The following is a 20,770-nucleotide window of genomic DNA, read 5'->3' as shown; positions in this document are numbered from 1 at the left end:
AAGCCCCGTCCTTCAGGGTCCTTCAGGGCGGGGAAGGATAGCGCGGACGCCGTAGGCGTCCTTGACAAGCTTCAATGGCTGATACGAGTTTCGCCGGGTCGTGTCGTTTCGTGTTCAACCAGGCGCTGGCGCTGCAGAATGAACGCGACGAGCAAGGCGACAGATCAGTTTTGCGGAAGCAGAAAGCCACGGCAAGAAGCGGGTAACGTGCCGCCATCGCTTGCTGACGGATATGGAAAGAAGCAGGCCCGTTTCTCCCTTATTGTGAAAAGCCAAAGCTAAAGCCATTGGCCGCGTCAAACGAAGACCTCATTGATCAGCGATTCCTCAGCTCCGCGCGTGTCGTGTTCCGAATCACAAGGTCATCTGACATTGCAATCTCCTTTGCTGCGTTGGGGCTGCCGTCGCCGCAGCAGTCGCAGTCATGGTCATCAACCGCATGCCGCCACGACGTCGCGCATGTCCGCGCTGTCCAGCCCCTCGGTAAACGCGCTGCGGATCTGGTCCAGCAGTTGCCTGGCCGGCTCGGGCCTGCCCTGGTGTTGCCAGAGCCGCGCAAGGCTCAGTGAGGCCCGCAACTCCAGCGACCTGGCATTCTGCTTGTGGGCTACCGCGATCGCCTTGTGAAAACACGCTTGCGCGTCATCTTCAGACAGAAGGCCATCAGAACGGCAGCCTTGAAGGATCACCTCGCCCTTGGTCCGATGCCACTCAGCTTCGCAAAAATGCTCACCCGTCCTTTGCACCGCATCTCCCGCCTCGGCCAACGCGGCCAGGGCTGAATCGACCTGGCCCATGCGTCCGTAGATCTGCGCCAACAGTTCCTGGAAGTGCGAATGCCCCAGCGCCGCGCCCGTGGCGTGGTACGCCGCCAGCCCCTGGCGCATCTGCGCGATGCCTTCCTCATGCTGCCCTTGCTCGGCCAGCGCCCAACCGCGCAGGACGGTCGACCAGGCAAGCCACACGGGGAAGCCCTGCTCGCTTGAGAGCGCGATGGCCGCGTCGGCGCACTCCTGCGTGAACCCTGGGTCGCAGCGGAACTGGTGCAGCTCGGCCGCCAGGCATAAGGCATGCGCGAGACTGAAGGGATGGGACAGCTGCCGGGCCAGCGTGAGCGAATTCTGTGCTCGCTTGCAGGCCTGGTCCGGATAGCCGAGATTCCACAGGACCAATGCCGAAAAGGATAGCGCCCGTGACTCTGGATCGACGCCATGCATATTCACGTGGACGTGATCCGGTTCGGCGTCGTAGAGGGCGAGCGCATCTCGCAGGTGGCCATCGGAGGCCCTGAACTTTCCGCAGTAATACAAGGTCGTGGCGAGCGAGACATGGGCCTCGCCCAATAGCTCCGGGTCCTGCGTCTTCTTGGCCTGGGCAAGCAGTCGCTTGCCCAGCCTGTAAGCCTTGCGATGCTCGGCGCGCAGGGAGAAATACGTGCGCAAGCCGACTAGCGTGGGAAAGAGCTGTGGGGTCTCCCCGACTTCGCCGCACAGCGCCAGGGCACGGCTGTAACTGGCTTCGACCTCGGACGAGGCAAAGCCCCTGGCGGCGATGAGCGCCGGCCCGATGGCAAGGCGCAGCGTGAGTTCATGGCGTGCGCGTTCGGGCGAATCGGGCTGGCGCTGGAGCAATTCCAGCGCGGCATTCAGGTGGCGGATCGCTTCATAGTACGCGGAGCGCTGTACCGCCTGCTGGCCGGTGCACTGCAGGTACTCGATGGCCTTCGGTTCATTGCCGCTCAGGCTGTAGTGCCGGGCCAGCTCGCTGTAGTGATCCTTCAGCTGATGCTGGAACAGGGCTTCGATCGCCTGCGCCGTGCGTTGGTGCAGCGCGGTGCGCTCTTCGGTCAGCAGCGAGTTGCCGGCGACTTCCTGGGTCAGCGCATGCTTGAACATGTATTCCGTATCCGGGAATGCGGGCCGCTCGTAGATGAATTCGCCGGCCTCCAGCCTGGCCAGCAGCGGCTGCAAGTGCTCCTCCGGCTGGGAGATCACGCGCTGGATCAGGCTCAGGGAAAATTCCTTGCCAATCACGGCAAGGCTCTGCAGCAAGTCTTTCTCGGCGCGGGGCAGCCGGTCGATGCGGGCGGCCAGCACGCCTTGGACCGTGGTGGGAATATGCAGCGCGATAGGGGTCTGCTCGATGCGGTAGTGGCCAGGTTCGCCGAGCAGGGCCTTCTCCTCGGACAAGGTCTGCACCACTTCCTCTATGAAGAAAGGATTCCCCTCGGTCTTGTCCAGGATGAGCCGCTTGAGCGGCATCAGCGCGGGATCGTCGCCAAGCAGCGCGGCGAGCAGTTCCTGGGCCTCGGCCTGGCCCAACGGATCGAGCCGGAGCTCGGTGTAGGCGTCCTGCTGGTGCCGGCCATGCAGGTACTCGGGCCGATAGTTGAGCAGCAGCAGGATCCTGGCACCTGGCAGGTGGCTGGCGAGGACATCTAGGAACGCCTCGGTCTCGCTGTCCAGCCATTGCAGGTCCTCGAAGATCAACTCGAGCGGCTGGTTGTGGCTCTCGCGAACCAGAAGGCGCGTGATCGCGTCGAACGTGCGCTGGCGCCGGATGCGAGGATCCATGTTCGGCAATGCCGAACCCGGCTCGCTGATGCCCAGCAGGAAGAGCAGATAAGGCAGCAACTCTTCCAGCGTGCGGTCCAGCATCAGCATCCTGCCAGCGACCTTCTCCCGGCACCTGCGCTCATTATCGAGCGGCTCGATCTGGAAATAATTCTTCACCAGGTCGATCAGCGGCAGGTACGCGAACGACTTGCCGTGCGACACCGAGAAGGTCTCCAGCACCATGCAGCCTCGCTGCGACAACATCTTGAACTCATGGAACAGCCGTGACTTGCCGACCCCGGCCTCGCCGACCACGCCCACGATCTGCCCGTGTCCCGCCTTGGCCCGCTCCAGCGCGTCACGCAATTGCGCCAGTTCGCCCTCGCGGCCTACAAACCGCGCCAGGCCGCGGTGTTGCGCCACCTGCAGGCGCGTGCGCAACACGCCCAGGCGCAGCACCTCATACACGGCAAGTGGCTCCCGAATGCCCTTCACCTGGGTCGCGCCCAGGGCCTTGAAGTCGAAATACCCCTCCGTCAGCTTGCAGGTCGCCTCGCTGACCAGAATGGAAGACGGCGTGGCGATGCTTTCCATCCGCGAGGCGATGTTGATCGTGTGTCCTACCGGATCGTAGTCGGTATGCAGGTCGTCCCGGCGGATGGACCGCACCACCACCTCACCGGTGTGGATGCCCACCCGGATCTGGAGCGGTATGCCTTGCTCCAGGCGGATGCGGTCGCTGTGGCGGCGCATCGCTTCCTGCATCCGCAGCGCCGCATACAGCGCGCGCTGCGGGTGATCTTCATGCGCGATGGGCGCACCGAACAGGGCCAGTATGCCGTCGCCCAGTGACTTGGCGACATAGCCTTCGTAGTGATGCACGGCCTCCATCATCAGGGCGATCACGGGATCGATCAGGCGGCGCGCTTCTTCCGGGTCCAGGTCGTGGATCAGCGCCGTGGAGCCTGCCATGTCGGCGAACAGCGCCGTAATGGTCTTGCGCTCGCCGCCGGTCCCGCCCCTGGCTTCCATCGCCGCCTGCTGCGCCAGGATGCGTTCGACCAGGTGGCGTGGGGTGTAGTCGATGGGAGCGGGCGCCGCCGTTGGCAGATTTCCATCGGAAGGGTCGACAGCCGGTAAGATCAGCGATGCGCCGCATGCGATACAAAATCTGTCGGCGGAACCCGATTCATGGCCACAATGCGGGCAGCGGCGTCCCAGTCGTGCTCCGCAATCCTTGCAGAACCTTGCGTCAGTGGGGTTCTCGGAACCGCAATTTGTGCAATGCATATAGACCTCGTCACGTCAGGTCTCTGTCTCTGGATGATTAGACGCTTTCTCCACTTTGGTATCAATGGAGACTGCTCCGCGCGCGCGGGGCCGTAGCACCCCTCCCACCAGGCCTTTTGGATTCGCACAGATCACTGAGGTCAGATCCGTCAGTGAACCATTGAGCGTGACGGTTGCGGCATCGCCCCGAGCAAAGGCCTTCACCGATGGGCAACGGCCTTACTGGAATCAGTTCAGCCTCCCAACCAGCCTATGGCGAGATAGGTGAGCACATGCGCGTACTGGTCGAGGCCAATTGCCCACCAGAATTGCCGGCTAGCATCCGACTCGGCTGCCACAGGAAGTCGGAGGTAGCAGTTGCCCGGTCGTCCACTCGGGCTGCAATAAAATGCAATTAATCGCCATGACCACAAGCCAACACCCTGTGGCGTTAGCAATGGCGCGGCAGCCAGTGGACTGCTCGCCGGTGCACGCCCGTCCTGCCTGCGGGCGACCATCACCAAACCTGATATAGTTTCACGAAAATGAATTTACATGGCGAGCAGCAGCCGAGCGGCTGTTCCCGCCATCCTTTCCCCATGCCGCGACCCCTACCTGATCCGACGCCTCCTTCGCGCGCGACGATTCGCACCATTCCCCAACTCGGCGACCGCATTCGCGCTACCCGGGCCGATGACGGGCTGCCGATTGACCAGGCGGCAAGGCATTGCGGGGTCTCCATCGGCATGTTGTCCAAGCTGGAGAATGGCAAGGGCGTCAATCTCGAGCACGCCCTGCGGGTGCTGGACGGACTGGGCTTGACCATGTTGGTCGTTCCCAAGGCGCATGCGCCCTGGCTCGAGCAGGCAGCGGCCCATGCGGTTGAGGTTGGCAAGGACGCGGTGTGGGAACCGCATGCCTAGTCGTAGCGCAGAATAAATTTGTCACGCTGGCAGGCTGCGACAGAGTTATCACTGTGGCACATGCGACATCAGAGCTTGGAAAGCTGCGCCGCAGGCCAGGTGGGCGTTCTGCCGAGGCGGGAGGCGACCATTCCATCTACACTTCACTGGCCCCCGCCAGCTGCAAATGCCTCACGCAGCGTCCGGCGCCCCCACCATCGCCATCAGCGGCACCATGCATGGGCTGGCCGCTGCCAGCGCGCGCTGTTCGTCGAGGATGTCCTGCAGGATGGCATGCGTCGTATCCGGGTTGGCCAGCACCACGCGGAAAACGGCAATCGGGCGGCCACCCCACTGTGTCGACATCAACTGCGTGCGCGATACGAACGAGCGGCCGGCATCGCGCTGCATTTCCTGAATGCTGATGGTCAGCGCATCCAGCGCGTCCAGGATCTTCTCGCGCCTGTCGGCCGAAGCCGTTGCCAGCGCGGCACGCACGGTCTCGGGCACATGGCGATAGGTCAGGATGCAAAGCTGCGGGTGGCTGTCGAGCTCGAAATCCGGCTGCTGCGCAATCAGGGACGCAAAGTAGCGGGCGTTATCGATGCTACGTTCGATCAACTGCGCCAATCCCTTGCGACCGAGCAGATGAAGGTTCGCATAGAGCATGACTGCCGCCGCGCCGCGCGATCCTTCGAGCGTATGGCGTCCCAGGTCCACTGAGCCCTTGCGCACGATGTAGTTCGCATGCTGGATGATTTCCTGTGTCCACGCCGGACTTCGGAACAGCACCATGCCGGCCCCCATCGGCACGTAGAACTGCTTGTGCGCATCGATGACGACGGAATCGGCACGCTCGATGCCCGCGAAGCGCCAGCGCTCGCGCTCCGACAGCAGTGTTGCGCCGCCCCATGCGGCATCCACGTGGAAATGGCAGCCGGCCTCCTGAGCAACATCCGCAATCGCGTCGAGCGGATCGACCGCGCCCGTCTCCGTCGTCCCCGCTATGCCGACGATCGCCATCGGCCGGATGTTGCGCTGCTGCAGGTCACGCAGGGTGTCGCGCAGCAGGTCGATGCGCATGCGACCGTCTGCATCGACCCCGACCGGCACGAGATTGTCGCGCCCGATGCCAAGGACATCGGCTGCCTTTCGCAACGAGTAGTGCCCGCGCTCCGAGACGACGATCGCAAGCCCGTCATGGCCGTAATGACGCAGCGCAGCCACCAGTCCGGCGCGATGGATGCCGGCGAAGCCATCACGCGCGCCCAGCAACTTGTTGCGGCTCGCCCATAGCGCGGTGAGGTTGGCGACCGTGCCGCCAGAACAGATCGCGCCGAGCGCGTGGTCGGCATCGTGCAGCCATCTCGCATAGAACGCGCTGTCCTCCCCAAACACCAGCTTGTGCAGCATGCCGATGACCTGGCGCTCGAGCCCTGTCAGCGCGCCTGACGTCTCGAGCTTCACGACGTTCTGGTTCAGCGCTGCTACCACCTTGGCCAGCGAGGGCATGAACGACGGCAGCGACGACGTCATGTGTCCGACGAAAGTAGGCGATGCCACGGGCATCACGTGCCGAAACACGTCGTTGAGCAAATGATCGGCATGCGCTTGCGGCGATGTCGGAGTCTCGGGCACTTCAACCGACGCGAATACAGCCTCGCGTGTGGCGCACGCGCCAACCGGATCAAAACGCTCGCCCGCAAAGAAATCCGCCGGATGCTCGGCGATCCATCGCTCGAGCGCTTCGAAGGCACCCCGATCCGCGTCGAACCAGCGCAAGGGGCAGTCGTCGCCCCCGTCCGTGCTTTGTGAGGTCTCTTCGCGAGAGATGTCCGGCTTCATTTGCATTACCCAGTTCAATCCCGTAGCGCCATGGTGCGCTGGGCATTATGCCGGATCGGACGGATGCGGATGGCCGAGGGCCCCGACCGGCACGTTTGACGACGTCGCTGCTGCCCGTTGACGACCATCAATCGCCTTCTCTAGTGGGCGCCCTGCGGAGCGCTCAGCACCAGCACCAAATAACAGAGGGTCTCTGGAAATGATCGCACGCCTGAAGGGGGTGAGTATCCATTGATGGATACGGGGCGCGTCTCGCTGTCACTTCAATTGCTCCAGCAGCGGGACAGTGGCGCCAAGCGCGCGCTCGAGCAACTGACGTCGCGCGCATAAAAGCCACGTTCTTTATTACTTCTGGGAATATGTGCTATTGCAAGGTTCTCCCGGCACGTCCCCCGTGTCGGGTGCCTGAAAGTCCTGGTTCCTGAAAAGTAAAATCCCCACACTCTGGGGAAGTGTGGGGTTCGGGAGCGCTGAACTAGGTTTGGGGGAAGTGTCCCCCGACCGGGATTTGCAGCCTTTAGAGGGAGGCGCGGTCGGACGCAATGTAGTACCTGGCGCCGTCCGTATAAGTGTCGAATTTGCCGCTTTTTGCGCCGTCAGTATAAACATCGTACTTCCCCGACCGCGCGCCGTCAGTGTAAGTATCGAATTTGCCACTCTTGGCAAACACCGGAGCAGCCGCCAGGGTGGCAGCGAGTGCAGCGACAGCGACTAGGGCACGGCGATTGGTATGCATGGCTCAACCTCTTTCTTCAGACTGGTGGGATGCCATGCTTTTGGTCCGGCTTGTTGCACTGCGGCATCCGATGGCCGAATACTAGGGATTTCCAGCATAGCGGTAAACCCTTATGCCCACAATGATCGGTTTCAATACCCACAATAATCTGACCAGAACCGGAAATATTCTGGCAAAAGCCGGTGGACTACGTCAGGAATCGCCTGGGAATCGATGCGCATTCTGAGTTGTAGGCCCCAGTACCTTTGCTCGTGCAGTGCAGCAACTGGCGTTGTTGTAGATCGATCAACGGATTGGCGGGCTCGTGCCGTTGCGTGTCCTCTCTAGTTGTCCATTGAGCCGATGAAGCGGGCGCTGTGCCGGTAGGCGGAGGTGGTCGCGACCGAAATCAAAGCTACCCACGCCAGGCATGCAACTCACTTCCTCACTCACAGGAAGGTTTCAGCGACATCGATCGATGAGTGTCGCCCGAGTGCTTCAAAATTCGCTATCAGCCACGTATCGGCTCGCTCGCGCCCAAGCGCGAAGATTTCCCGCAGGAAGTCCCAGTCGGCGTTGAATTTGCTCGACGCCCCCAGTCGCCCCATTTCGGTTTCGGCATCAATGCTGTGGATCAGGATGCGGCGGTAGCGCGCCGGGTCGAGCGCGCCATCGTCGATCAGTCGGGTGATGAAGTCGATCGCGCGCATCTCGCGCATCAAAGACGAGTTGAAGCTTAACGTGTTGATGCGGTCAAGAATTTCGCGTGCCGTGGTCGGCACCCGGGGGATGTGGATCGGGTTGATGCGGATGATCAGAACATCGCGGCTGTCGGTCTCATAGATCAGCGGATAGATCGGCGGATTGCCCATGAAGCCGCCGTCCCAGTAATACTCGCCGTCGATCTCCACTGCCTGGAACAGCGACGGCAGGCAGGCCGAGGCCAGGACTGCCTGGATGCCGATCTCGGCAGTGCTGAACACGCGAATGCGTCCGCGCAGCACATTGGTGGCGCACAGGAACAGCTTGACGCTCCGGCTGTGCTGCAACACGTCGAAATCAATTATTTCGGCGAGTATGTCGTGCAGCGGGTTCAGGTTACACGGGTTGAACTGGTAGGGCGAAAGGAAGCGAGTGAGATGGTCGAACATCAGCCACGCTGGCGACAGTTCCATATGGCCGCTGCCCATCATTCTGTCCAGCCAGCTCGGTTGCATGGGGCTTAAACGCGCCCATTCGGATACCTTGCGCCAGAGCGTTTCGAGCGCCCGCCGCGCCCCTTCGGCGCCGTCGCTCGCAAGGCCGTAGGCGAGCACGGCGGCATTTATCGCGCCGGCGCTGGTGCCACTGATGCCGTCGATCTCAATGCGCCTGTCTTCCAGCAGTCGGTCGAGCACCCCCCAAGTGAAGGCCCCGTGGGTACCGCCCCCTTGCAGCGCGATATTGATGCGGCGAATCGCGGGTGGTTGCTTCGCATTCATGGTGGCCTCGTGGGCAGTGCTTCTTGTATTGTCGAGCCGCCCCCGAGCCCCTGCCCGCTAAGCTGGCCGTTGCTCGTGTCGCGAGAGGAGTGGCTTCCAATTTCCTTGACTCAGTTCCCATCATAGAAGTGCGGTGCTGGCTGGGCGAGCCGCCACGACCGGTTGCTGCGGGCGCGGGCTTCGCAGCGGGCCTGAAATAGATCCGTTTGGTAGATACAGGGGCGGTCCAGCAGGGCACGCAGGAAGGCCCCGTCCGAACCAGTAGTGGTCCTCAACAGCGGCCGGATGACGCATACACTAAACAACTACGTTTGGAGATTCCCCCCATGAACGCACTCATCCAAGCTTTGGCAGGCCACAGCAACACGCTGGGGGCGGAACTCGAAACCGTCTACAAGGACCTGCACCAGCACCCGGAACTTTCAATGCAAGAGGTCCAAACCGCCAAGGTCGCGGCGGACTATATCGAAGGACTCGGTTACCAAGTGACGCGCGGCGTGGGCATCACAGGCGTCGTCGGAGTGTTGCGCAACGGGGAAGGCCCGACCGTGATGCTTCGCGCGGACATGGATGCGCTGCCCATGGCCGAAAATACGGGCTTGCCTTATGCGAGTACCGTCAAGGCCCAGGATGACGAGGGGGTGGAAGTCGACGTGGCCCACTCCTGTGGGCACGACATGCACGTGACGTGGCTGATGGGCGCATCCCGCATCCTTGCCGAACACCAGGATGCCTGGAAGGGCACGGTCATGGTGGTATTTCAGCCGGGGGAGGAGGTAGCCGCCGGCGCCAACAGCATGGTTAATGACTGGGATGAAGCAAGCCTCCCCAAGCCGGACATCATTTTGGGTCAGCATGTCATGGTGGGGGCGAGCGGCACGGTGAGTTACCGCCCCGGGATTATCCTGTCGGCGGGCGATAGCCTGAGAATCAGGCTATTTGGTCGCGGCTCTCACGGTTCTCAGCCTCATACTGCCATCGACCCGGTCATCATGGCCGCCTCCACGACGCTGCGCCTGCAAACCATCGTCTCGCGTGAGATTTCGCCAATGGACAATGCGGTCCTGACCATTGGCGCGCTACAAGCGGGAACCAAAGAAAACATCATTCCCGACGAAGCCACGATAAAGCTCAATATGCGCACGTTCGATGAAGACGTGCGCGAGTACATGCTGGCGTCTATCAAGCGGATTTGCTGCGCCGAGTGCGACGCATCGAACGCCGAGCGGCCACCCGAGTTCACCACTCTCAACTCGTATCCGCTCACGGAAAACGATGCTGCTGCCACGCGTCGAGTGGCTGACGTCTTCAAAGCCCAGTTTGGCGACAACGCGCACGAAGCAGCGCCGGCATCGGCCAGTGAAGACTTCAGCGTCTTTGGGCGCACCTGGAATGTCCCATACGTCTTCTGGTTTGTCGGTGGCACCGACCCTGACGTTTATGCACAAGCCAAGGCGGCTAAACAAGTCAACAAGATACCGAGCAATCATTCCCCAAAATTTGCACCGGTTATTCATCCGACGCTGGAAACGGGCCTTCAGGCGATGCTCACGGCCGCCTCTGCCTGGCTTTGCTCTTCCCAAGAGGCATGATGGAACACAACCTTTTTGTTTTGGTTGACCTGTTCGGCACCTTCGCTTTTGCAGTCAGCGGCGCAATCGCAGCCGAGCAGAGGCGTCTTGACCTGTTTGGTGTTGTAGCCATCAGTTACCTGACGGCTTGTGGCGGTGGAGTCGTTCGAGACCTGTGCCTTGGCTCTCTACCGCCGGTCGGCATCTCCGATTGGCGTTACCTTGCCATGTCGGGGATGGCCTCAGCCATGGCAATCTGGGCGCGTCCCATTATTGATCACCTTAAGCATCCAATCGTTTTTTTTGACTCGCTGGGCCTGGGCTTCTTCGCTGTCATTGGCGCACACAAGGCACTGCTGTTAGGCCACAACATCGAGGTTGCCATCATTCTCGGCATGGTGACTGCTGTGGGCGGCGGGTTAGCGAGAGATGTGGTGCTTAATCGCGTGCCGATTATCCTGCATAAGGAAATCTACGCACTTGCTGCACTGATTGGGGCAGCCATACAGGTTCTCGGACAACTCATGGAGTGGAGGGCGGCAGTCACCCCTTGGTTCGCTGTGTCGATATGCCTTGCAATCCGCCTCCTCGCACTGCGCTATTCCTGGAGTCTTCCTATTGTCCGTAGAGGTGACGTTGCGCAATGAGTGCAGTGCGGCATCCGGCCGCGATCCGTCGCAGTCGAACTCAGCGCAAGTGCAATTGCGGCGAATGGGTTCGGCAGAGCCATGCCAAGAAACACTCAGTCACGCTGGGCAATTAGCATTCACCGCGGCGAAGTCGGCGCCCGTGCCCATCACGGAGATGCCTCCATCGACCGCCGCGCCTATAGGAAAGATGACGGCGATGGCCTTGATATCGGTTAGCTCGCTTCTTGCATTGCCGTCTGCCAGCTTCGTACGAGCGGCATCAGGAACCAGCTTGTTGCCTGGGCATGCAGCAGATGATGATGAATCACATGATGTTGCATCAGTACATGATGCTACCGCCGGCACGGTAGCCAAGACTCGGACAGCAGCGAGGGCCTGTCTTTTCTGCTGGCTCAATCCGCTCCGGATTGAGCCAGACCTCATCGTCCAAACCCCAGTTCCGAGTTGGCCCGGGCCAACGCTCGGGCGTTCTGGCCTTAACCTCAGCATAGACCGCTTCACGGTGCGCCAGGACCGCCGCGGCCACGCCACCGTGGCGCTGCACAGGTGTCACGAATCTCAGTCCACTATGCTTGTGCTCGTGGCGAGCGCGCTTCACAGGTCCTTCAACGCGACCTGTACGTGTTGCTGAAATTGCTGTGGATTTCCCAGTGCGTTGGCGTTGAGCAGCGCCAGCTTGACCAGAAACAACTCAGTCTTGTCCGCGCCCGTCTGATCGATGGCACTCGCCAGGGCGTCGTAGACCGACTCAAGGCCGGCAATGGTGAGGCTTTTGTGGTGGGCAGTCATAGAGGCTCTCCTGAGAGATTGTTACTGAGGCAAGGCCGTGTGCAGGGCCGCTTGTAGGCGCGTCGCATCCAGCGTCAGCCAGCGGGCACATATGTGCTGGTCGGGACGCAGCAGGTAGGCGGCGCCGCTGGCCGGCACGCCATAGCGCTGGCGGAAGTGGCCATTGACGTCTTCAAGAGTCAGGTCAGCGCCGGCCACCGGTTGTGTCGCTCCGACGGCGATGACCCGCAGTGGCACGCCGCGGGAGCGGCTCGCTCGGACGACGTCTTGAAGCGGGTCAGGCAGCGCTGGCGCCTCGGTGAAATACAACAGATCGAAGCCGCCACCCAGATGATCGAGCAGGAAATCGTCGGCTGACAGGCGAATGTTTTGCGGCGGGGCGCCATGCGCAGGACCCTTCGCGAATAGCGCGTTGTCGTCCCCCCGACTGTTGAGCGCCGAATCGGTATACTCGTGCGGCCGCGAAGTGCGCCAGTGATAAAGCGGTCGCACAAACGCCTCACTGAGCGACAGCGACAGCACCGCGTCGCGCAGCAGGCGGAAGCCTTCGCTGGGCGGCGTCATGAAGCGTGTGCTCTTGCCCGCCTCCTCGATGATCTCGCGGGCTGCGCCGACGCGCTCGGTGCTGTAGTTGGCCAGCAGCTTGGGGCCGGCCAGGCCCTTGATGACGAAGGCGAGATGCCAGCCCAGCGCTTGCGCGTCCTGGAATGCAGTATTTGCACCGCGCACGCCGAAGATTGGCAGCAGGTGGGCCGCGTCGCCGGTGAAGATCACACGGCCGTGTACATAATCGGGCAGCGTCAGGGTGCGTGCCGAGTAGACAGAACACCAGTCCATCTCCCAAGGGGTACCGGCGTACCCAATCATCGCGAGTTGAGCATCGATGCGGGCCTTGAGCGACTCGGGCCTGAGCGCCTCCTCGGGCGTTTCAGCCGCAGGCAGCTGGTAGTCCACCCGCCAGATTCCGTGTGGCTCGCGGTGCATCAGAATCGTATTCCCGGGATTCCAATCGGGGTCGAAGAACGCCAGCCGCTCCGTCGGCAGGGGAAGATCAATCCTGATGTCGGCGATCACGAAGAGGCCCTCATAAGAGGCACCTTCCATCTTCAGGTCCATCGCGGCGCGAATCCCGGAGCGACCGCCGTCGGCCGCGATGAGCCAATCTGTCTCCAGCGTGTAGGGGCCTTCGGGGGTGTCGATCTCAACGCGAGCAACGTCAGCCTCCTGCTCGACTGAGACTACCTTGTTGCCCCAGCGGAAGTCGATCAACGGGTTGGCCGCGCAGGCGTCGAGCAGGTATTCCTCCATGTACTGCTGCTGGATATTGAGCATGGGGAAGAAACGTTCGTCCGGATCGTGCGGGGCCTCCATCCGAAAGACATGTTGGCCGCGGTAGTACGAATTGCCAAAGCGCCAGGGCAAGCCGTTCTCCGTCATGAGCCCGGCCACACCGACCTGCTGCAGAATTTCCATGGACCGGCGCGTGAACACGATCGCCCGGCTGCCCTGGGACACCTGCAGTTCCGCGGTGACAATTACGCTGGGCACGCCATGGCGGGCCAGTTCGAGCGCCGTGACCATGCCGGCCGGGCCGGAGCCGGCAATGACTACCTTCTTGCGCTCCTGCGTGGGATGGGACGAAGGCAGCCAGGGGGTGAACACCTGGTAGTCATAGTAGATCGACGGGCGAGCTTCGGTAGTGGGCTGATGCATAAGCTTGATTCCTGTTCAGGAATTGGAAAGTGGGCGTGCCGGATCGAGAGCGACGATTTCGGCGTGCGAACGGAACAATGGCGCTTCCCGTCAGGCTGCGGGCTTCGGTGCTCGAGGAATCGGAAGCACCAGGAAAACCGCGCAGCCCACTACCAGTAGCGCTGCCGCGTAGAGCAGGCCGGTGGTGAAGCTGTGCGTCATATCCTTGAGCCATCCCACTACCAGCGGGTTGAGGGCAGATCCAATGTTGCCGGTGGCATTGATTACGGCGATGCCAAGGGCTCGTGCTGCGAAACTCAACGCATGATCTGGCGTCGTCCAGAAAATCGACATCGCGGTGTAAGCGCCGGTGGAGGCCAGGCACACGCCCAGCAGTTGAATTGCCGGCTGCGGTGACCAGGCCGTCAGCAGCCAGCCTGCGGCCGCGCACAACATCGGCAGCACGGTGTGCCAGCGGCGTTCCTGGGCGCGATCCGAGCGCCGACCCCACCAGATCATGCCAATGATCGTGCACACCTGCGGGATGGCGGCCAACAAGCCGATGGTGGTATTGCTGGCGCCGCCGGCAAAGCTCTTTACGATGAGAGGCGTCCACACGGCCACCATCGCCAGGCTGTTGACCAGACAGAAGTAGGCCAGCGAGAACTTGAGCACGGTGGTCGAGGTCAGTTCCGACCACAGGCTGCGGGGCTTCTCGGCAGACGCCCGTGGCACCGGGTCGGGTCTGTGCTCGGCCGCCAACAACCGGGCAAGCGTGTTTCTCTCATCCGGCGTGAGCCAGCGCGCCTGTGCCGGCGCGTCATTGAGGTAGAAGTACACAATCAGGCCGAGCACGGCGGCTGGCAGCCCTTCCAGCAGGAACAGCCACTGCCAGCCCTTGAGCCCGTACACCCCGTCCAGACCCAGGATCACGCCCGAGATCGCTGAGCCAAAGGCGGCCGTGACCGGCATCGCGATCATGAACAGCGCGTTGGCCCGTGCGCGATAGGCCGCCGGGAACCAGAACGTCAGGTACAGCAGCATGCCAGGCAGGAAGCCGGCCTCGGTGACACCCACGAGCATGCGCAACCAATACAGTGTCCTCGCATCGGTAGCGAACATGGTAGCGGTGGAAGCGAGCCCCCAGGCGATCATGAGGGCGCCAATCCAGCGCCGCGCGCCGATCCGTGCCAGCACAATGTTGCTCGGCACGCCGCAGGCGATGTAAGCCAGGTAGAACAAGGTCGTTGCCAGGCCAAACTGGGTACTGGAGAGGCCCAAGTCTTTCATCATGGTGAGGGCCGCGAAACCGATATTGATGCGGTCGAGAAACGAGACCACAAACAACAGGAACAGGAACCACAGCAGATGACGCGACACCTTGGCGACTATCTGCCGGCTTTCGCTGCTGTGGCTTGGCTGCGCAGCCGGCGCATCATTTGCGGTCTGGACGAATCCAAGGCGTGATCTCATGGGGGCTTCTCCTGCGGCGCCGTATGCCGGCAAATGGATAGAACGAACGCGCTGCCTTTGCGGCGTTGCCGTCTGCGCTGGCTGGCCTCGACGTCCTGGGATCGCTCGGGCCGCGACGGCCGCTTATGGTTGTGTGCGCAACTAGTATGATTCAGGTAGAGGATCGCCAATATCGGGGTTTATACTGGTTGCGCACGCAACCATGTGGGCGGGATCGTTAGTAGATGGAGGGCCGCAGTAAGCACTTCCTGTTGGCATATTGGTTGTACCTGCAACAAATCGGCCGTATAGTTGCCGATTCCGATCTAGTTTGAATTGGTTGCCACTTGTGACATCGAAATCCATTCCCGTTGCCCTTGATCGCACCTTGACGCACCGCCTACACACGCTCTCGAAGCTCACGGATCGCGTCACCCAGCTGGCTTACGAGGCTGAAGTGGGCATTCCAATGCACGAAGGACGCTGCCTGGCTGCGATCGGTTCGTTCAGTCCGATGTCGGTCAACGATCTTGCGCATAGTGCAAATTTGAACAAAGGGCAGGCAAGCCGCGCGGCGCAGTCACTGGTCGATCAGGGGCTGGTACGCAAGGCGGTTAGCGCAACCGACGGCCGCGGTGTGGTGTTGACACTCACAGCCAAGGGGGAGCGGATCTGGCGGCGGGCGATGGCGCTGATCGAGCGCCGCAATGTCGAAATTCTCGCTTGCCTGGATTCCCTCGAGCAGGAGCAGTTCGATCGCATGCTCGATCGCCTGGTTTCGCACGCGCGAGAGAGAATCAATGAGGCGGGGTGATAAAGCAGACGGCAGGACGTGAACGGGCGATGGTGGAAGGATGCCGCTGAAGCGGGTAGCCGAGCTGCAAGCCGCCTCGCGCCTGCAGGCGGTGCTGGACATAATTGAACATCACAAGGAGAAGTGATCGCTGCCGGCTGACGTGCGCTTGGTGGTTAGCTACGAGGCAGGCCAGGACGCCTTCTGGATTCAGCGCGCCCTGCAAGTGCGAGGCATCGAGTGTTATGTCGTCGATCCGGCCAGTATTCCGGTCGAGCGCCACAAGTGGCGGGGGAAGACCGACCGGCTCGATGCCATCAAACTGGTGATCAACCTGCGTGCGTGACTGGGCGGCGAACGCGACCGCAGCATGTGGTTCACGTGCCATCGCCGCAGGTTGACGCGCGATCGGGGCCAACTGCGGAAAGAGGCGATGCAGCTGTGCCTTGGGGCCGGCGGCCAGATAGGCGAACACCGTCACCATGTCGGCAGCGATGTCGCCGTCCACATTCCACAGGTTTGTCAGGCCGACGCCGCCGCACGCAACAGCGTTCCACCAGACCAGCAGGAAGTCGGCCACGCGGCGGCTCTGGCCCGTATCGCGCTGCGCATGCGCAATCAGGCGCATACCCAGCTCCTTCTTCAGTCCCCAGGGGGCGTTGTCTTGTTGCTCGGGACTCGTACTGATGCTCCGCGCTGGGCGGGCGCCCTCCGCCATCCCTAGCCTACGGCCGCTGGCTTCCTGCACCGGGCTCGAATGGGTTCAACAAGTCGACTTCGAAGTGCGCGAAACTGCTGACATTGCGTGTCACGACGGTGAGGCTATGCACCTTGGCCGTCGCCGCGATAAAGCACCTCCGGTGAAGGTAGACTCGCCCTATCACAACGAAACATCCCATCCGGGAGGAGGCGGCAGCCATGAAGACACGATTCCTTGCGCACGTGGGATGGATGGTCCTTGTCGGAAGTCTGTTGGGCGCCTGCAATACGAAGCCGAAGAACCATCTGTTGCCCCCTGCCCCGCCCCCGCCGCGCATGCCGGTGCCAGCAACCGACTCCTATGAGCCGGCCCGGCCCGCAGCGCCGGAGACCGCACCGGTGCGTCAACAGCTGTAGCCGGCTGCTGGTGGTCGAGCGAGTGCTTTTGCCATCCGCGGCGAGTGGTCCTGCCCGGCAACGCATGCACAGGGTACGACGGCGTGCCTCTGCTCCAGCCCATCGCTGGCCTTAACGCACCGATGGAACGGGCGCCGTTCAGCGTCCCGGATGGCGCGCATCGATGGGGGCAATCGCGGCTTGTCATCGCGACGGAAAGAGGACGCTCGTAGCACTGCATAGGCGTTGATGCAGTCGCGTGAGGCCGTGGTGTCGGTCTGACCACGCTGCGCATGACCATCAATGCGGCGCAAACCGGTAGTTCCGCACGGCGGGTTCTGCGAGGGTTGCGCCTTGCAAGCGCATGGAATTCAGTCGCCTGAGATGGCGACCGCGGCAAAGCTTAGCCAGCAGCCGCGTACTGAGTCTTGCGTGGTGTCCGGTAACGTGAAGTGTAGTAAAGATGGGTCTTCCGCACTTTGTGTGACGGCCGCGTCGAGGGCTTGATCTCGGGCCGATCTGGCCCCACGTTGATCGTTGCCATGAGCCAAGTTCTCGGTGGGATCGATCGTATTCTCGCCCGTGTGGGTAAGCGCGTCGTCTCCAGCGACGCGCGATGGGAGACCATCACTGTCGAAGCCCGCAGTACGGTTCGCGCGGCACCTTGTCCTGCCTGCCGTCGTTGGAGTAACCGACTCCACGGCAGCTATGGCGGAAGACCCAGGCTTACTACACTCCACCGAAGCCGAACCCCAAGGTTCTTAACACTCCCTATCGCCTGGCTAGCGCCAACTTGACAGTGTCGGCCGATTCGACGATTGCCGGAGCCGAGCAAGTCGGCCGGCAAGTCAAGCGACACGGATTGGATTCGCTAGTGGCGCCTCGGGGCGGTCGTTCGACGCGATCACATTGGAACTATGCCGCGACATGACGCGGCCCAAGCGTTGCCACGCTTGCGTCAGCTTGCCCGGATACTTCCACAGAAAATATCGAAATTGCCATCCGCTGGGCTAGTCCGCACCACGACCGTATATCCGCCTCCCCTGAGCTCACTCAATATGGCTGGGGCTCTTCTCGATAGTGTTAACACGCCACCATTACCAGGCAGGTTGTCTGGCAGCACAGTGCGATTCAGATCGTACGCGGGTTTCGTGTCGTGGCTCGCGCAGGTGCCGCGGTAGATAAACGCGTACAGATGGGGAGGGGCATTCACCTCGTCGGGCACGCCGCCAACAAGAAGGGTGATTGCCGTCTGGTCGCCCTGCGCTGCCAGCGTGGCCTGCGCGGTATGTCCGGCATTGCGCGTCGTGGCAGTGAGGGGGACGACAGTCACGGAGTTGTTCTGGGCGATGGCGTCTGTTGCCGCGAGTCCCGCGGGGAAAGCCGAAAGCGCCACTATTACTGACCAAAGGGTATTTTTCATCACGTTTCTCCAACATTGGTCCCCGGTCCTATTCCGACCCAATATAGGCCACCCTGCGGCGCTTGCATCTTGCGGCGCAAAAGGCGCTAGCGACTGACCGCTTCCGCCCGATTGCGTTGAAAAATTCGGTTAACACGGTTCTTGGGAGATTTCAGGGGTACCCAAACCTCCAACCGAGTAACGATCGTCCGATACCGGCTGATCTGAGAAGTCAGTTTTCCGAAATCTCGGCCCGTTCAGTGGGGCGATGGGGTTTTCAACACACTGGGCGATTGCAGGGCCCACGTTGTTCGCTGCCCAATTTATCGTCACTTCCGACGATGTTGCGTGATCGCGGACGTCTCTAGACTTTCCTGCAAGCCGCGCTGTCCGCCCGTCCCCGGCCTTCCCCGCGCCACGACGTATCCGCCCCGCACCGGGCTGCCGTCCACGAGCGGCCGGACCGCGCCGGTAACTTTCCCAAACCACCAAGCAGGGACCCGACACATGAGACTCGACTCAAAAGTATCCGCTGTCATCACCGGCGGCGCCTCCGGCCTGGGCGCGGCGACCGCGCGCCGCCTGGCTGCCCGGGGCGTGAAGGTAGCGCTGTTCGACCTGAACGAAGCGCAGGGGGAAGCGCTCGCCAAGGAACTCGGCGGCGTCTTCTGCCGGGTGGACGTGACCTCCGAAGATGACGTGGTCGCAGGCTTCGCCAAGGCGCGGGCTGCCATCGGACAGGAGCGCATTCTTGTGAACTGCGCCGGCACCGGCAACGCCATCAAGACCGCGAGCCGCGAGAAGGAGACGGGTGAACCCAAACACTTCCCGTTGCACGCCTTCGACCGGATCATCCAGATCAACCTCGTCGGCAGCTTCCGCTGCCTCGCCTTGTCGGCGGCCGGCATGCTGTCGCTCGATCCGCTGGACGACGTCGAGCGCGGAATCATCATCAACACGTCGTCGGTCGCGGCGCAGGATGGCCAGATCGGCCAGGCCGCCTATTCGGCTTCCAAGGCCGGCGTCGTGGGCATGACGCTGCCGATTGCGCGCGACCTGATGGGCGAAGGCATCCGCGTCAACACTATCATGCCGGGCATCTTCGAGACCCCGCTCATGGCCGGCGCGCCGGAGCATGTCCGCGCAGCGCTGGCGGCGTCCGTGCCGTTCCCGAAGCGCCTCGGTAATCCCGACGAGTTTGCCGCCGTGGCCGAAATGATGGTGACGACCACCTACTTCAACGGCGAAAGCATCCGCCTGGACGGCGCGATCCGCATGGCGCCGCGCTGATGGCCTACGGCCTCAGGTAGTGCGGGGCATGGCACATCTTTCGTGCCATGCCCTCCAAAGAACGCAGGTCTCCTCAAGGAAACATCGACATGGCAGAAGCATTTATCGTCGCCGCCGCACGTACCGCCGGCGGGCGCAGGAATGGACGACTGTCGGGCTGGCATCCCGTCGACCTGGCAGGCCAGGTCCTCAACGCACTGCTGGATCGCGCCGACGCCGATCCGATGCTGGTCGAGGACGTGATCCTCGGCTGCGTCGGCCAGGCCGGCGAGCAGAGCAACAATATCGCGCGCAACGCGGTGCTGGCCTCGCGCCTGCCGGAATCGGTGCCCGCGACGTCGGTGGATCGCCAGTGCGGTTCGTCGCAGCAGGCCATCCACTTTGCGGCGCAGGCCGTGATGTCGGGCACGATGGACGTGGTCATCGCGGCAGGCGTAGAAAGCATGTCGAGAGTTCCAATGGGGTTGCCTAGCTCGCTCCCGTTCAAGCACGGCTTCGGCACCTATGTCAGCCCCGCCGTGCAGGCCCGCTATCCGGGCGTGGAATTCAGCCAGTTCACCGGCGCGGAGATGATCGCGCGCAAGTACGGCCTGTCCCGCGAGATGCTTGACGCCTACGCCTTCGAAAGCCATCAGCGCGCGATTGCCGCAACGAAGGCAGGGCTGTTCGACAGCGAGATCGTGCCCGTCGACGTGCGCACGGCCGAGGGTGGCGCCAACGGCGAGATGCACCGCGTGGACGAAGGCATCCGCTTCGACGCCACGCTCGAAGGCATCGCCAGCGTCAACCCGATCCAGGAAGGCGGTTGCGTGACCGCCGCATCCGCCAGCCAGATCTGCGACGGCGCGACCGGCATTCTGGTCGTGAACGAGCGTGGCCTGAAGACGCTCGGCGTCAAGCCGCTGGCCCGCATCCACCATCTGTCGGTGATCGGCCACGATCCGGTCATCATGCTCGAAGCGCCCATCCCCGCCACGCAGCACGCGCTGAAGAAGGCAGGGCTGTCGATCGACGACATTGACCTCTTTGAAGTGAACGAGGCCTTCGCGCCGGTGCCGCTGGCCTGGCTCAGGGAGACCGGCGCGGACCCGGCGCGCCTCAACGTCAACGGCGGCGCCATTGCGCTGGGGCACCCGCTGGGCGCCTCGGGCACCAAGCTGATGACCACCCTCGTGCACGCCCTGCACCAGCGCGGCAAGCGCTACGGGCTGCAGACCATGTGCGAAGGCGGTGGCATGGCAAACGTCACCATCGTCGAACGCCTCTGAC

General features: G+C 62.4%; 15 protein-coding genes and 5 pseudogenes. 10 read left to right on the top strand and 10 right to left on the bottom strand.

What is annotated here, in order from left to right:
* Nucleotides 1–74 precede the first annotated feature (74 nt).
* Together RM96_RS40950 and RM96_RS40945 are read left to right on the top strand one after the other, a co-directional pair.
* The gene (locus RM96_RS40950; protein ID WP_082016676.1) at nt 75–206 is read left to right on the top strand and encodes a helix-turn-helix domain-containing protein; all 132 of its coding nucleotides are present in this window, start codon (nt 75–77) and stop codon (nt 204–206) included.
* Nucleotides 164–265, top strand: a pseudogene (locus RM96_RS40945) (IS5/IS1182 family transposase); the annotation flags it as partial. The gene RM96_RS40950 and the pseudogene RM96_RS40945, both read left to right, overlap by 43 nt.
* A 166-nt stretch (nt 266–431) precedes the next feature.
* Here RM96_RS40945 and RM96_RS23070 read toward each other — a convergent pair.
* Nucleotides 432–3,845, bottom strand: a complete 3,414-nt coding sequence (locus RM96_RS23070) for an adenylate/guanylate cyclase domain-containing protein (RefSeq protein ID WP_039013949.1) — start codon at nt 3,843–3,845, stop codon at nt 432–434.
* A 578-nt stretch (nt 3,846–4,423) separates the two neighbouring features.
* Here RM96_RS23070 and RM96_RS23065 point away from each other — a divergent pair.
* Nucleotides 4,424–4,747: a helix-turn-helix domain-containing protein gene (locus RM96_RS23065; RefSeq protein ID WP_039013948.1), complete on the top strand. Its 324-nt coding sequence runs from the start codon at nt 4,424–4,426 to the stop codon at nt 4,745–4,747.
* 171 nt (nt 4,748–4,918) lie between these two features.
* Here the strand turns inward: RM96_RS23065 and panP are convergent, their stop codons facing one another.
* The 3 genes from panP to RM96_RS23050 all read right to left on the bottom strand — a co-directional run bounded on the left by panP (nt 4,919) and on the right by RM96_RS23050 (nt 8,767).
* Complete coding sequence (gene panP / locus RM96_RS23060; protein WP_039013989.1) at nt 4,919–6,571, bottom strand: pyridoxal-dependent aspartate 1-decarboxylase PanP; 1,653 nt, start codon at nt 6,569–6,571, stop codon at nt 4,919–4,921.
* A gap of 517 nt (nt 6,572–7,088) precedes the next feature.
* Nucleotides 7,089–7,307 carry a hypothetical protein gene (locus tag RM96_RS23055; RefSeq protein ID WP_039013947.1) on the bottom strand — a complete coding sequence of 73 codons (219 nt, stop codon included), beginning with the start codon at nt 7,305–7,307 and terminating at the stop codon, nt 7,089–7,091.
* 428 nt (nt 7,308–7,735) lie between these two features.
* Entirely contained in the window at nt 7,736–8,767 is a 1,032-nt protein-coding gene (locus tag RM96_RS23050) for a patatin-like phospholipase family protein (protein WP_039013946.1), read from the bottom strand.
* A 326-nt stretch (nt 8,768–9,093) separates the two neighbouring features.
* Between RM96_RS23050 and RM96_RS23045 the strand changes: the two genes are divergently transcribed.
* Together RM96_RS23045 and RM96_RS23040 are read left to right on the top strand one after the other, a co-directional pair.
* Entirely contained in the window at nt 9,094–10,359 is a 1,266-nt protein-coding gene (locus tag RM96_RS23045; protein WP_039013945.1) for a M20 family metallopeptidase, read from the top strand.
* Complete coding sequence (locus RM96_RS23040) at nt 10,356–10,985, top strand: trimeric intracellular cation channel family protein (RefSeq protein WP_193752509.1); 630 nt, start codon at nt 10,356–10,358, stop codon at nt 10,983–10,985. The genes RM96_RS23045 and RM96_RS23040 overlap by 4 nt, the downstream gene beginning before the upstream one ends.
* Nucleotides 10,986–11,307: 322 nt before the next feature.
* Here the strand turns inward: RM96_RS23040 and RM96_RS40590 are convergent.
* The 4 genes and pseudogenes from RM96_RS40590 to RM96_RS23025 form a co-directional block, all read right to left on the bottom strand.
* Nucleotides 11,308–11,586: pseudogene (locus RM96_RS40590) on the bottom strand (hypothetical protein); the annotation flags it as partial.
* Nucleotides 11,583–11,777: a hypothetical protein gene (locus RM96_RS23035; RefSeq protein ID WP_039013942.1), complete on the bottom strand. Its 195-nt coding sequence runs from the start codon at nt 11,775–11,777 to the stop codon at nt 11,583–11,585. The pseudogene RM96_RS40590 and the gene RM96_RS23035, both read right to left, overlap by 4 nt.
* Before the next feature lie 21 nt (nt 11,778–11,798).
* The gene (locus tag RM96_RS23030; protein ID WP_039013941.1) at nt 11,799–13,490 is read right to left on the bottom strand and encodes an FAD-dependent monooxygenase; all 1,692 of its coding nucleotides are present in this window, start codon (nt 13,488–13,490) and stop codon (nt 11,799–11,801) included.
* A gap of 90 nt (nt 13,491–13,580) precedes the next feature.
* Nucleotides 13,581–14,942, bottom strand: coding sequence for an MFS transporter (locus RM96_RS23025; RefSeq protein ID WP_039013940.1), 1,362 nt, complete (start codon nt 14,940–14,942; stop codon nt 13,581–13,583).
* A gap of 328 nt (nt 14,943–15,270) precedes the next feature.
* Between RM96_RS23025 and RM96_RS23020 the strand changes: the two genes are divergently transcribed.
* Nucleotides 15,271–15,735 carry a MarR family winged helix-turn-helix transcriptional regulator gene (locus tag RM96_RS23020; RefSeq protein WP_238587378.1) on the top strand — a complete coding sequence of 155 codons (465 nt, stop codon included), beginning with the start codon at nt 15,271–15,273 and terminating at the stop codon, nt 15,733–15,735.
* 55 nt (nt 15,736–15,790) lie between these two features.
* Nucleotides 15,791–16,153, top strand: a pseudogene (locus tag RM96_RS40940) (IS110 family transposase); the annotation flags it as partial.
* Between the two features lie 36 nt (nt 16,154–16,189).
* Here the strand turns inward: RM96_RS40940 and RM96_RS40935 are convergent.
* Nucleotides 16,190–16,342 (bottom strand): annotated as a pseudogene (locus RM96_RS40935) (DUF7673 family protein); the annotation flags it as partial.
* 1,009 nt (nt 16,343–17,351) lie between these two features.
* Between RM96_RS40935 and RM96_RS40930 the strand changes: the two are divergent.
* Nucleotides 17,352–17,519: pseudogene (locus tag RM96_RS40930) on the top strand (ISL3 family transposase); the annotation flags it as partial.
* Nucleotides 17,520–17,767: 248 nt separating this feature from the next.
* On the opposite strand, the gene RM96_RS23005 reads toward RM96_RS40930, so the two are convergent.
* Nucleotides 17,768–18,232 carry a hypothetical protein gene (locus RM96_RS23005; RefSeq protein ID WP_039013934.1) on the bottom strand — a complete coding sequence of 155 codons (465 nt, stop codon included), beginning with the start codon at nt 18,230–18,232 and terminating at the stop codon, nt 17,768–17,770.
* Nucleotides 18,233–18,718: 486 nt separating this feature from the next.
* Here RM96_RS23005 and RM96_RS23000 point away from each other — a divergent pair, with 486 nt between their 5' ends.
* Together RM96_RS23000 and RM96_RS22995 are read left to right on the top strand one after the other, a co-directional pair.
* On the top strand, nt 18,719–19,501 hold the full coding sequence (locus RM96_RS23000; RefSeq protein ID WP_039013933.1) for an SDR family NAD(P)-dependent oxidoreductase: 783 nt from the start codon (nt 18,719–18,721) through the stop codon (nt 19,499–19,501).
* Nucleotides 19,502–19,590: 89 nt separating this feature from the next.
* Nucleotides 19,591–20,769, top strand: a complete 1,179-nt coding sequence (locus tag RM96_RS22995) for an acetyl-CoA C-acetyltransferase (RefSeq protein ID WP_039013932.1) — start codon at nt 19,591–19,593, stop codon at nt 20,767–20,769.
* Nucleotide 20,770 lies beyond the last annotated feature (1 nt).

The organism is Cupriavidus sp. IDO, from assembly GCF_000812465.1.
In the GTDB taxonomy this organism is placed as follows: Bacteria; Pseudomonadota; Gammaproteobacteria; order Burkholderiales; family Burkholderiaceae; genus Cupriavidus.
This window is presented reverse-complemented; position numbering and strand designations above follow the sequence as displayed.